The 12,436-nt window shown below is 41.9% G+C and carries 9 protein-coding genes and 1 pseudogene; 6 read left to right on the forward strand and 4 right to left on the reverse strand.

What is annotated here, in order from left to right:
* Nucleotides 1–261: 261 nt before the first annotated feature.
* From EPB74_RS10700 to EPB74_RS10715, 4 genes and pseudogenes are all read left to right on the forward strand, one after another.
* Complete coding sequence (locus EPB74_RS10700) at nucleotides 262–837, forward strand: hypothetical protein (protein ID WP_274904134.1); 576 nt, start codon at nucleotides 262–264, stop codon at nucleotides 835–837.
* Between the two features lie 141 nt (nucleotides 838–978).
* Nucleotides 979–2,247, forward strand: coding sequence for a putative DNA modification/repair radical SAM protein (locus tag EPB74_RS10705; RefSeq protein ID WP_274904135.1), 1,269 nt, complete (start codon nucleotides 979–981; stop codon nucleotides 2,245–2,247).
* A gap of 56 nt (nucleotides 2,248–2,303) precedes the next feature.
* Entirely contained in the window at nucleotides 2,304–3,188 is an 885-nt protein-coding gene (locus EPB74_RS10710) for a TIGR03915 family putative DNA repair protein (RefSeq protein ID WP_274904136.1), read from the forward strand.
* A 161-nt stretch (nucleotides 3,189–3,349) separates the two neighbouring features.
* Nucleotides 3,350–4,471: pseudogene (locus EPB74_RS10715) on the forward strand (glycosyltransferase); the annotation flags it as partial.
* A 487-nt stretch (nucleotides 4,472–4,958) separates the two neighbouring features.
* On the opposite strand, the gene EPB74_RS10720 reads toward EPB74_RS10715, so the two are convergent.
* The 3 genes from EPB74_RS10720 to EPB74_RS10730 form a co-directional block, all read right to left on the reverse strand.
* Complete coding sequence (locus EPB74_RS10720) at nucleotides 4,959–6,425, reverse strand: NAD-dependent succinate-semialdehyde dehydrogenase (protein WP_274904178.1); 1,467 nt, start codon at nucleotides 6,423–6,425, stop codon at nucleotides 4,959–4,961.
* A gap of 269 nt (nucleotides 6,426–6,694) precedes the next feature.
* The gene (locus EPB74_RS10725; protein WP_274904138.1) at nucleotides 6,695–7,897 is read right to left on the reverse strand and encodes an acyl-CoA dehydrogenase; all 1,203 of its coding nucleotides are present in this window, start codon (nucleotides 7,895–7,897) and stop codon (nucleotides 6,695–6,697) included.
* 56 nt (nucleotides 7,898–7,953) lie between these two features.
* Nucleotides 7,954–8,337: a hypothetical protein gene (locus EPB74_RS10730; RefSeq protein WP_274904139.1), complete on the reverse strand. Its 384-nt coding sequence runs from the start codon at nucleotides 8,335–8,337 to the stop codon at nucleotides 7,954–7,956.
* A 193-nt stretch (nucleotides 8,338–8,530) separates the two neighbouring features.
* Here EPB74_RS10730 and EPB74_RS10735 point away from each other — a divergent pair, with 193 nt between their 5' ends.
* Complete coding sequence (locus tag EPB74_RS10735) at nucleotides 8,531–9,112, forward strand: hypothetical protein (protein ID WP_274904140.1); 582 nt, start codon at nucleotides 8,531–8,533, stop codon at nucleotides 9,110–9,112.
* A 65-nt stretch (nucleotides 9,113–9,177) separates the two neighbouring features.
* Here the strand turns inward: EPB74_RS10735 and rtcR are convergent, their stop codons facing one another.
* The gene (gene rtcR / locus EPB74_RS10740; protein WP_274904141.1) at nucleotides 9,178–10,875 is read right to left on the reverse strand and encodes an RNA repair transcriptional activator RtcR; all 1,698 of its coding nucleotides are present in this window, start codon (nucleotides 10,873–10,875) and stop codon (nucleotides 9,178–9,180) included.
* A gap of 267 nt (nucleotides 10,876–11,142) precedes the next feature.
* On the opposite strand from rtcR, the gene EPB74_RS10745 reads away from it, so the two are divergent.
* Nucleotides 11,143–12,375 carry an RtcB family protein gene (locus tag EPB74_RS10745; RefSeq protein ID WP_274904142.1) on the forward strand — a complete coding sequence of 411 codons (1,233 nt, stop codon included), beginning with the start codon at nucleotides 11,143–11,145 and terminating at the stop codon, nucleotides 12,373–12,375.
* The last annotated feature ends 61 nt before the right edge of the window (nucleotides 12,376–12,436 follow it).

A 12,436-nucleotide genomic window follows, 5' to 3' on the forward strand; every position in this document is an offset into this window, starting at 1 on the left:
ATGCTACTGGTATAGATTTTGCGCAGCCTCTGTCGGCGTAGGCACAGCACGCAAGGAAAATTTGTACCAGTAGCATGTTTTAATTTATGTCTCTATTTTATTGTGAATTAAATATACGCATTTTTAAAGGTCTTGTTTATTCAAGGCCTTTTTTTAATGATATAATTTTGTAAGTTGTCGCTTTATCGCCCATCAAATTTCATCCCTTTACTTATTCTTTATTACAAAATTATTAAAAACTTAATAATAGAAGCTACATAAATGAGCATCTTAACCCTAAAAATACTGCTCTTCTGTTTAGTCCCTGTAGGATTGTTCATCTTGTTCAAAGGCATTATGTTATTGAGAAATACTTTTACAGGCAAAGTACTATTAGATCTGCCATACCTTGATAGAGTGGGATGTTTCACTATTTCAAAATCAGGGATTTATTCCATTTGGCAAAAAGGGCCTCTTTTTAAAAAGACCCCTATTGCTAAGTTTCGACCTCAAATTCGTAATACGTCTACTGACCAAGTAATTAATCTTAGTGACTCACTAATGTCCCCACGCTCTAACAACTTCTCAAGTGGCAGTATAGAGATGTTTACTTTTAATGCTGACGCCGGTGATTATGAATTAAAGCTAGTTGCCGGCTCAAGCGTCTCAAGCTTTCAAAAAATTATTGGAGACGTACTGCCCTTAGCAGATATGGATCTAAAAAAATACGCTATCGAGGTTCGAAAAAGTCAGTCGCAATGGCTAACTATGCTTTCAATTCCTATAATGTTGCTTGGCTTTACATGTACTCTGGGTGGATTTGTATTGGGACTACTGGCTGATCAGATATTTATATAATTTATAAATATCTCTTTAATTCTCTACTAATAGCACGACAACAGTTGTCGTATAATACTGTTATTTTCTTAATAATTACAGTGACTTAGTATTCAATTTGTTAAAATATTATCCTGTTAACGAATTGGTAATTTCCTACTCATGGCTACCATCAATTATGAACGACTCCAAGGCAAGCTCAATATTTTAGCCGATGCCGCTAAGTATGATGTTTCCTGCTCCTCCTCCGCTGGCACTCGCAAAAATCAAGGCGGTGGTCTCGGTGACGCCTCAGCAACAGGCATTTGTCATAGCTATACCGAAGATGGTCGCTGTGTTAGCCTACTCAAAATCCTACTGACCAATCATTGTATTTATGACTGTGCTTACTGTACGTCACGTAAAAGCAATGATACGCCACGCGCCGCTTTTAGTGTCGAAGAAGTGGTTGATTTGACCATGCAATTTTATCGTCGTAATTATATCGAAGGGTTATTTCTTAGCTCAGGTATCTTTAAAAGTGGCGACTATACGATGGAGCGCTTGGTCGAGGTCGCTAAGATATTGCGTACTCGTGAGCGTTTTAATGGCTATATCCATCTAAAAACCATTCCGGGTACGTCAAAAGAATTATTGCTTGAGGCTGGATTATATGCAGACCGCTTAAGCGTCAATATAGAGATTCCGACTAAATCAGGATTGGCATTGCTTGCACCAGAAAAATCTCATGAGCAATTAAAAGCACCGATGGAAACGGTAAGAGAAGAGATTATTACCATTCGTGAGAGCCGTAAAACGCATAAAAAAGTGCCGAAATTTGTGCCAGCCGGTCAGACCAGTCAGATGATTGTTGGCGCTAGTAACGAGACCGACCTGCAAGTGATCCAGCTCTCAAGCCACTTTTATAAACAATATGATCTTAAGCGGGTTTACTACTCTGGTTATGTGCCGATGTTATCTGATGATCGCCTACCTGCTATCGGTACGCCTGTGCCAATGGTACGCGAAAATCGCCTTTATCAAGCGGATTGGCTAATGCGTTTTTATGGTTTTGGTGCGCACGAAATTGTTGAACCAGAATCGCCATTTTTAGATTTGGATTGCGACCCGAAGCTGGCGTGGGCAATTCGCCATCGTGAACATTTTCCCGTCAATATTCAAACGGCAACTTATGAGATGATTGTGCGTATTCCCGGTATCGGCACAAAAACGGCTAAGAAAATCCTCAAAGCGCGTAAGTTTAATCAATTGACGCTTTATCATCTAAAAAAGATGGGCGCTGCTGTCAATCGTGCCAAATACTTTATTGCGACGACCGGTAAAAACGAGCATCTAGCGCATTTAACCCGTGATAACTTTCGCCAATATGTTCTGGCACAAACGCAGACCAAATTTAAAGACCAACGCAGTGGGCAACTGGCTTTGTTTTAATCATAAATAATTTTGATAAATTGAGCCATAATCATCAAGTTATCTTAGGACAAAAAATGTCGCCATCACTGTCAGAACTTGCTGGAAATCAAACTCATCAGCTAGGTCAATTAACACCAAACATTGTGCTTTACGAGCCAAGTTTTGAAGGTTGGCTGAGTGCTGTATTTTATGTTTACGCACACAAACTTCAAGACAATGAGGCACTTCAATTAACGGCACAAGATTGTTATGTGCCCTCATTAATTTCTCAATCGACTAGCGTGGTCACTGATGAAAACAAAGCTGAGCGCGTGCTGATAAAGCTCAATGAACTCTTAGGTCGCTCAGGTATGCGCAACATACTGTGGGGATTTTTATCTGAAAAAGACTCTATCGGTACTACTTTATTTCATGTGGTCAAATATGCCATCGATTATCCTAATCGCCTTATTATGGATGATTTGGGTAATCTCAATGTATTAGAGCTGGTACAAACGGTCAAGTCTGTTTGTCGTGAAAAACACCGTATGGAAGCGTTTGTGCGTTTTGAGCATACCGTTGATGACGTTTACTTTGCGCGCGTGGAGCCTGATTTTAATGTTTTACCGCTGATTGGTGAGCATTTTCGCCAGCGTTATCAAGATCAACATTGGGCAATTTATGATCTCAGTCGCGGGTTTGGTATTTATTATAACAAAAGTCAAAGCACGCCTTCGCATCCTGCTGCCCTGCAAACCATTACTGACCTTGACGATGCGGTATTACGTAACCCCGCCAGTATTCATAGTGAAGATGAGCAGCGTTATCAGCGTTTTTGGCAAGGTTATTTCACCAACGTTAATATCAAAGAGCGTAAAAATTCGCGCTTACATAAACAGTATTTACCACAGCGCTATTGGAAATACCTCAGCGAAAAACAAGTACTGCCTAATGCTGAGCATCTACAAAAACGTCGCTAATGGTTTTGATTGTTCAATTAAAGCCTTTAGGTATAACTCTCTTCTAGCTCTCTTAAAAAAACCAACTATCTAACCTTATCTTTTTATCTTGATGGTTGAGTTTTGGCGACTTTTAACTGACAATAGCAACTTAATATTCTAAACCAGTGACCCACGCCATTATGAAAGTTATGCGCTTACTGTCGTCTTTAAAGCATGATGAATCCGAGCGCGGTATTTTTCATCTTGGACGCGCATTGGTCAAAAATGAGCATACTTCGATCATTATCTCTAGTGCTGACGAAGATAATGATTTGGTCAGACGTTTAAAGCGTGATGGCAATCACTATCACCAGCTATATATGAATAAAAAGTCTTGGCTGTCATTGCTACAGGTCGCCCCTCTTCGTCGTCTCATCGAAAAATATGATCCTGATATTATTCATGTGCATTCGCGCACACCTGCATGGATATTACATTTAGCGCTGCGCCGTGCGCGTGTTAAACGTCGACCAAAGCTGGTTTCGACGATGTATGGTTTTTATCCTATCAATAAATACTCACAAGCATTGCTCGATGTCGATACCATCATTACCGTGTCTGATAGTGTGACCGATTACCTTAAAAAAGGACTGCGCCGTGAAGACCTTGATCCTAAAGTGATTAAGCGTATCTATCGCGGTATTGATACCCGCCGTTACCCTTATCGACATAATCCATCTGTATATTGGCTAAGGTATACATTTGCTGAATATCCTGAGCTTGAGAACAAAAAATGGCTGGTATTCCCCACTATCATTGGCAAAGAATATGGACAAGAATGGCTTATTGATATCTTGGGTAATTTAGAAGCAGATTTCCCTAATATTCACGTCATTATTATGGATGAGGATTATCGACCTGGTGATGTCGCCCATGAGGACTTTCGCCAACGCAGCAATACTTTAGGATTTTCTGAACGCATCACCTATGTAGGCAGTAAACGTAATGACATGCGCGAGTGGCTATCAGCAGCCAATATCGTGTTGGCACTTGCTAACGAGCCTGAATCAATCGGTATTAATGCCCTGCAAGCTATTCATCTAGGTACGCCTGTGATTGGCTGGGATCAAGCGGCGTTTAGTGAAATTTTACAACCGCTTTATCCGCAAGGTTTAGTGAAAAAATACAATGCCAATGCGCTTTGTAAAGCAGTAAGAAACCAGTTAGAAAGCGTCACTCGTCCTGAGATGACCAATAAATTCACTATGCGTGAAATGATTGAAGAGACCCTTGCTGTGTACCAAGGTCTGTATGAAAAATCGCTAGCAGAAGGACAGGCACAAGCTGAGGCCGCCGCCGTAAGGAGAGTTAAAAAAAGCCTTAAACCAACAATCAAACCTTTTGATAAGCCCTCTGAGCGTTTGGTTACTCAACAGCCTTCTACATCTATTGTTCTTAAAAAGAAAGCTATTGATAAAGGTACTGATTATAAAGTCAGTGACAAACCTGAGCGCACGCCAGTAACGGAACCTTTAAATCCTAATACTATAGCTAAGAGACCTATAGCTACTGAAGATACCGACTCTGAAAAAAAACCACCGAAACATCCTGATTCTTTGATGGTCAAAGATAAAAAGCTTGATGGATAATGTTCAACTAGCGAGCTTCTTTAAGCTGCCCACTATTAATATTAGTATGCCAAAAAAGCCTAACGTTTGACGCTAGGCTTCTTTTATTAACTTGTCTCGTCCTGTCCTAAAACCACACATCCTTTATTAGAGAAAGGGGTTCGTTTTACAGTAAACCACCTTAGCTAATATCAGAACACCAGTATTTAGTCACGACATACTCTTCGATACCGTATTTCGAACCTTCACGACCGAATCCTGATTGCTTAACGCCGCCAAATGGCGCCACTTCGGTCGATATCATACCAGTATTGTGTCCGACTATGCCGTACTCAAGACTTTCGGTTACGCGCCATGAGCGTGCGAAGTTACTACTATAGAAGTAAGCAGCAAGCCCATAAATAGTATCGTTGGCAGCTTTAATCGCTTGTTCTTCGGTTTTAAAGGTGAATATTGAAGCGATAGGACCGAATATCTCTTCACTAGCAATATCCATATCGCTACTCAGATCAGTAATCACTGTTGGGTTAAAGCTAAGCGCTGAGGCATCATTTTTATCGCCACCAGTGATAATCCTCGCCCCTTTATCGAGCGCATCTTTTAGGAGTGCTTGGACTTTCTCTAGCCCATCTTTATTGATTAAAGGGCCAATATCAACGTCTTCAGCCATGCCATTGCCGACTTTAAGCGCTTCTACCTTTTTAACAAATATCTCTAAAAACTTATCTTTAATGCTGTCTTGAACATAGACACGATTAGCGCAGACACAGGTTTGACCGGCATTGCGAAACTTAGAGGCAATTAAGCCTTCAGCTGCCTTTTCTAAGTCAGCATCATCAAAAACGATAAAAGGGGCATTACCACCTAACTCTAAAGACAGTTTTTTAACAGTAGGGGCACATTGCGCCATAAGTTTACGACCTACTTCTGTAGAGCCAGTAAATGATAACTTTTGAATACGTGCATCACCGGTCAAAATATCACCAATGACTGATGATTTACCCGTGACTACTTGGATGACACCAGCTGGGATACCTGCTTGCTCAGCCAATACGCCAAGTGCTAATGCAGAAAACGGCGTGGCGGTAGCAGGTTTGATAATCATGGTACAGCCCGCAGCCAACGCAGGAGCCGCCTTACGAGTAATCATCGCTGCTGGAAAATTCCAAGGCGTGATGGCCGCGCAAACGCCGATAGGCTGTTTTATAATAACATGGCGCAGCTGCGACTTGGTAGCAGGAATGGTATCGCCATAGACACGCTTACCTTCCTCTGCAAACCAGCGGATAAAGCTATTGGCATAACCAATCTCACCGCGCGACTCGCTTAATGGTTTACCCTGTTCAGCGGTCATAATAATCGCTAAATCTTCTTTATTATCATCGATTAGATCGGCCCATTTCTGTAGTAAATCACTACGTTCTTGAGCCGTTTTTGCAGCCCAACTAACCTGTGCTTTATGAGAGTAAGCAACTACATCCTCAACATCTTGCTCGGTCAAGCTTGGCACGTTACCAATAACTTCACCATTAAAAGGATTGGTGACATCAATAGTGGCTGCATCATTGGCACCATGCCAGCCCTCTTTAAGGAAGCATTGTTGTTTGAGTAATTCTGGGTTTGATAGATTTAATGTATTTTTAGACATATCTTTTTGCATAGTAACGCTCCTTGGCGTTGCGCTTATTTATTATTATTAATAAAGCAATGATTACAGCTACTAATGAAACCATTATTATAAGAACGTTAAGACGCTATTCGCAACCCTCACTAACACTTCTATCACCATTCTAAGTAAAGCGTTACTATTATGACGTTTTCACAATACATCTAAGAATATCAACTTTTATATTTATTTTTAAAATTCGCTTATGCATGTAACTGCTGGTTATTACCCGGATAAAACTTAGCTAGAAGTTACGAGAATGCTTGGATTCCTGTCTGCGCACGACCTAAGATCAGCGCATGAATATCATGCGTCCCTTCATAAGTATTCACCGCTTCTAAATTCATGACATGACGAATGACGTGATATTCATCAGAGATACCATTACCACCATGCATATCACGGGCAACGCGAGCAATCTCTAGCGCCTTTCCGCAGTTATTACGCTTAATTAGAGAAATCATCTCAGGCGTCGCTTTGTTATCATCCATCAAGCGTCCGACACGTAGCGCTGCTTGTAAACCAAGGGTAATCTCAGTTTGCATATTGGCAAGCTTTAACTGCACTAACTGTGTCGCGGCTAATGGACGATCGAACTGTTTGCGATCAAGGGTATATTGACGTGACGCTTTCCAGCAAAATTTAGCTGCGCCCATCGAACCCCATGCGATGCCGTAACGGGCCTTATTTAAACAACCAAACGGGCCTTTTAGACCGCGTATATCTGGGAAAGCATTGGTTTCAGGGACGAACACTTTATCCATCACAATCTCGCCAGTGACTGAGGCGCGCAATGAGAACTTGCCCTCAATTTTCGGCGCTGATAAGCCTTTCATACCTTTTTCTAAGACAAAACCTCGTATTTTACCTTCGTCATCTTTCGCCCAAATAACAAACACATCAGCAATCGGACTATTGGTAATCCACATTTTGCTACCAGTCAGCTCATAACCGCCAGCGACTGCGTGCGCCCGCGTCAACATCGAAGCAGGATCTGATCCTGAATCTGGCTCGGTCAAACCAAAACAGCCGACATATTCGCCAGTGGCAAGCTTGGGGAGAAATTTTTCTTTCTGCTCTTCAGTGCCGTATGCCCAAATCGGATGCATGACCAAGCTTGACTGCACACTCATCGCTGAACGATAGCCTGAATCAACCCCTTCTACTTCGCGGGCAATCAAACCATAAGCGACATGTGATAATCCTGCACAGCCATAACCTTCAATCGTTACGCCAAGCAAGCCCATCTCACCCATTTGGCGCATAATATTGCGATCAAAGTGCTCATGACGGTTAGCTTGAATGATTCCAGGCATGAGCTCTTTTTGACAAAATTGCTGTGCACTATCGCTGACTATACGTTCTTCTTCAGTTAATTGATCGCGCAATAAGAAAGGATCTTCCCAGTCAAAGCTAGGGCTAGCATTGGTACGCAAAGTAATAGGGACAGACATGGCTCATTCCTTAGCTGATTTATATAGCTGTTTTGGTTTTATTAAATAAGCAAATATTAGAGCAGTTCATATTCGGCAGTTATAGCATCGTAAACCATAACCGAACCATCTGCACTAATCTGGTAGCGACTGCGCACATGAGCAATGTAAGGATCGCCACCGCAGATTTCATCGTGAATTTCAATAGCGGCAAACTCCCAAGTTGTCGCTATGGTGTCATCATTGTTGCTCTCAGGGAGAAACTGTAAACAATCCAGATCTGCGTTCGGACGCTGTTCTAAAGCCACTATTAATAATTCGAATGCCGCCCTCTCGGTGATACCTAGTGGAGTCGATTGGTTGTCGACTAAGCCAACTGTTTGCTTTAATTCGGGCAGTGGATGACAAGCCGTCAGCAAAGCAGCGATAAAAATGCTCATGGTTGCTTTGAGGTGCTGCATATCTAACTCACTTAACTTTCTATTTCATTAAAGTAGTATTCGTTATTGTGGAAACACTTAACTATATGTGTATGATGAAAGATACCTAAAACAAGTTAAATAGGAAAGGATATAATTTTATCCCATGTAAAATTGACTTTAGTCACGACAAACCGATAGTCAAAAGCTATGATTTTAAGGAATAGGAATGCTTATGCCGACTTTATACACAAGCCCATACCGAATAATTCCTCTGCTCACCGTGTTATTACTAGGTTTAACAGCTTGCACACCAACAACGGATACCGTTAGCGATAACGACGTTGATAATACTAGTGAGGTCAAAGTCGATGAGCGCATGGCTACCGATATCTCGCCCTCTGGCTCTTTTACTACCAATAGCCTTGATAATATAAAGATCGGTGCTACCTTTGACCCGCAGATATTAACGCAAAACACTGAAACCTTGGACAACTGCTTCGGCGCACAAAGCCCCTCTCATCCTGCTACCGACTACATGATTATCGATAATACGGTAGTTGAAATAAGCACGTGGAGCAAAGATATTTCATCGGCCTATGGTGTTACGACTGGTGATAGCCTTGATCAGCTCTATGCTAAGCATGACGGTCAATCACCTGAGGTCGAAGACAGTCCTTACGGCAATCCCAACGAAAACATTATCATTTATTATTGGTATAAAGATAATGGACAAAATTTAGGCACTAAGTATCAAGTAGATAATGATGTCGTAACTAGCATTAGTATTGGCCTTGAATCAGCATTGAGGTTATAGGAAGGTTATGCTTGAATAGTTACGATAGATTTAGATAGGTGATCATGACAGCATTTTTATATAGTTTATAAAATATTTTTACCCAACTCATCAAACTTCAATCCAAACTTCATTAAATACTTACGTAATCGGTCGCTATCATTGGGACTTTTGAGCTTATCTCTTGAGTTGGCATATAAATATCGCCCCGCCGTTGCTTGGTTCTTATGCTGAATACAAACCTTAATTACATAGGCCAGTTGCACCGCATCAAAAGGGTCAATAGTAGTCAAAGTTTCCTCGTCAAGGCATTGACTTAAAAGGTCATAGCTACCCTGCTCTAAGAGTCCACTATCTAACGTGGTTTCAATCTCATCTTTACTTAGGCTATTTTTCGACTGTAGAATATTACTTAATGGTAGCTGCCATAGCTCTTTTAAGCGCTCAATCTCTGCCCGCACATCCTCCATTCTAATAACCTTACTTTCAGCAAGCGTAGTCAGCCGAATCATACTGGCGGTCAAATCGCGAAAGTTGCCTTGCCATGTCGCATCAGCACTCATGGCAAAGGATTCATACAGCTGCCGTGCTTCTACAGTAAAGCGATATTGCTGCTGTTGCTCGCTACCCAAACGTGCCAGCTCATAATTGATATTGGCAGGTAAATCCTCTAGTCTATCTTTAAGTGATGGCAAAAAAAATGTCCATGTGTTGAGCCGTGCAAATAAGTCCGCACGAAACTCGCCATTGGCAACCGCTTGCCGCAAGTCTTTATTGGTTCCTGCCATTAGTTGAAACGAGACGTTAATCGGCGCATCACTACCCAGCGGATAAAAGCGCTGCTCCTCTAGTGCCGTTAATAACATTGCTTGCTCATCCAGCCCGAGCTCACCGATTTCATCTAAAAACAATAAACCACCGTCTGCTGATTTTAATAGGCCATCACGATTGCTCACTGCACCTGTAAATGCGCCTTTGACATGACCAAACAGTACACTCATTGCCGTGTCACCACGCAAAGTGGCACAATTGACCTCGACGAATTTATTCAAAGCATATTTAGCTTGTGTCGTACTGTCAGATTTTATCTTTTTTAGGGCGTAGATTTGGCTTGCCAATTGCGACTTGCCTGCCCCTGTTGCTCCCATTAGAAGTATTGGTGCAGTTGAACGAGTAGCGACCTTTTCGATATCGGAGATGAGCTGTTGATAAGCAGCATTTTGAGTGACGAGATTGGCTTGCAGGGTTTGCCAATGCTGCTGCTTTTCCGCCTCAAAGCGTGCGCGTAAACCATCATAACGCGAGACATCCAAATCTATTACTTGATAGCGACCTTGCGGATCAGCTTGGTCAGGTCTCGGACAAGGAGAAGTTTGCAGTAAATCAGCAGGAATAAATCCTGCCTCTACCAATAAAAACCAGCAAATCTGCGCCACGTGCGTGCCCGTAGTCAGATGCAGCAAATAGTCAGTATTATCTTGAAAGTCGAACGCTGCCGCGAAATCATATAGTTCGGCATACACATCAGCAAAATCCCACGGACTAGATAACGAGACATGATGACCAATAACTTGTGTCTGCGGACTGACTTGTGCCACATCATCGACGATTATATTAAACAGCCGTTTATCACGGGTGCTATATAAGATATGTAGTTCATCAACTAGCAGCTCATCATGCAATCCCAAACTCACCGTCGGACGCCAGCGCTGCCAACGCTTATCGTTAAAGCCATTGTCTAAAGTGGTGCCGAGGAAGCCGATAACGGCAGTTTTGTTAGCCATAGTATTATTCTTATAATAAATATAGAGCAGTCCATTATTATAGTTAATATATATCAAATTCTATTTTTATAGAATATTTTATATTAGATAATTAGCTTAAATTTAATATTAAAATTTATCCTTAAGTATATAGACTCATTTAAATCATTAATATCATATACTTAGGTATTAAATATATAGAAACATTAAACTTGGCACAGCCTTCGCATTGTATAAAGTACAGCTTATTCAATAATAAATGATATTTTTAAATCTAAGGAAAGTGCTATGCAACCAACCACTCATAATATTATTCAGGACGGTGGAACCCCTATTCGACTTTGGACAAAGGGCGTACCTGTTGACCCAAAAGCCTATGACCAGCTTATTAAAGCTTCGCAAATGCCGTTTATTTATAAATGGCTGGCGGTAATGCCTGATGTGCATGTTGGTATTGGCGCGACTATCGGTACGGTGCTGCCGACCAAAGAAGCCATTATTCCAGCAGCGGTCGGTGTCGATATCGGTTGCGGTATGATGGCGGTGCAAACCACTTTGACCGCTAACGATCTGCCTGATAACTTGCTAGGTTTGCGTACTGAGCTTGAAAAAGCCATTCCGCATGGTCGTAGTAAAACTCGTGGACGCGGTTCACGTCGTGATGTTGGTGCCTGGTCAAATCCTGATAATAGCGTAATGGATGGTTGGGGAACGTTGGTCGATGATTTTAACTATATAAGCCAAAAGCATCCTAAGCTTAAAAACACCAATAATCTTAATCATTTGGGAACGCTAGGCACGGGCAATCACTTTGTAGAAGTCTGCTTGGATGAGACCAATCAAGTGTGGATTATGCTGCATTCAGGTTCGCGCGGTGTCGGTAATGCTATTGGTCGCTACTTTATCGAGCTGGCGCGTGAGGATATGCGCAAGTGGTTTATTAACTTGCCTGATAAAGACTTGGCTTATTTTGCTGAAGGTACAGAGCATTTTGATGACTATTGGTTTGCGGTCGGTTGGGCGCAGCGATTCGCTTTTAAGAACCGCGAAATCATGATGGAAAAAGCCATCAAAGCGCTGCGTAAAATCATTACTAAGCCCTTTGATGCCAAGGTTAAAGCAGTGAACTGTCATCATAACTATGTGGCAAAAGAAGAGCATTACGGTGAAGAAATCTTTGTGACTCGTAAAGGCGCGGTACGTGCTCGCGTTGGTGAATACGGTATCATTCCGGGGTCGATGGGCGCAAAATCCTTTATTGTACGTGGTAAAGGTAATGAGGAATCGTTTTGCTCCTGCTCGCATGGTGCAGGTCGGGTGATGTCGCGGACCGAGGCGAAAAAACAGTTTACGGTCGCCGATCAAATCGCGCAGACTGAAGGGGTAGAATGTCGTAAAGATGCGGAAGTGATTGACGAAATTCCAGCAGCCTATAAGAATATCGACGATGTGATGAAAGCGCAAAGTGACTTGGTAGAAGTAGTACATACTTTGAGGCAGGTGGTTTGTGTTAAGGGATAGTTTGATATTTCCGCATGTTACAATAATATAAAACTTCAAAACTTACTCACTTAGAGGTAAA

This window comes from Psychrobacter sp. DAB_AL62B (genome assembly GCF_028895345.1).
Lineage (GTDB): Bacteria > Pseudomonadota > Gammaproteobacteria > Pseudomonadales > Moraxellaceae > Psychrobacter.

Coding starts and splice junctions, on each gene's coding strand:
- EPB74_RS10700 (WP_274904134.1), top strand. CDS start 262: ATGAGCATCTTAACCCTAAAAATACTGCTCTTCTGTTTAGTCCCTGTA.
- EPB74_RS10705 (WP_274904135.1), top strand. CDS start 979: ATGGCTACCATCAATTATGAACGACTCCAAGGCAAGCTCAATATTTTA.
- EPB74_RS10710 (WP_274904136.1), top strand. CDS start 2,304: ATGTCGCCATCACTGTCAGAACTTGCTGGAAATCAAACTCATCAGCTA.
- EPB74_RS10720 (WP_274904178.1), bottom strand. CDS start 6,425: ATGTCTAAAAATACATTAAATCTATCAAACCCAGAATTACTCAAACAA.
- EPB74_RS10725 (WP_274904138.1), bottom strand. CDS start 7,897: ATGTCTGTCCCTATTACTTTGCGTACCAATGCTAGCCCTAGCTTTGAC.
- EPB74_RS10730 (WP_274904139.1), bottom strand. CDS start 8,337: ATGCAGCACCTCAAAGCAACCATGAGCATTTTTATCGCTGCTTTGCTG.
- EPB74_RS10735 (WP_274904140.1), top strand. CDS start 8,531: ATGCCGACTTTATACACAAGCCCATACCGAATAATTCCTCTGCTCACC.
- rtcR (WP_274904141.1), bottom strand. CDS start 10,875: ATGGCTAACAAAACTGCCGTTATCGGCTTCCTCGGCACCACTTTAGAC.
- EPB74_RS10745 (WP_274904142.1), top strand. CDS start 11,143: ATGCAACCAACCACTCATAATATTATTCAGGACGGTGGAACCCCTATT.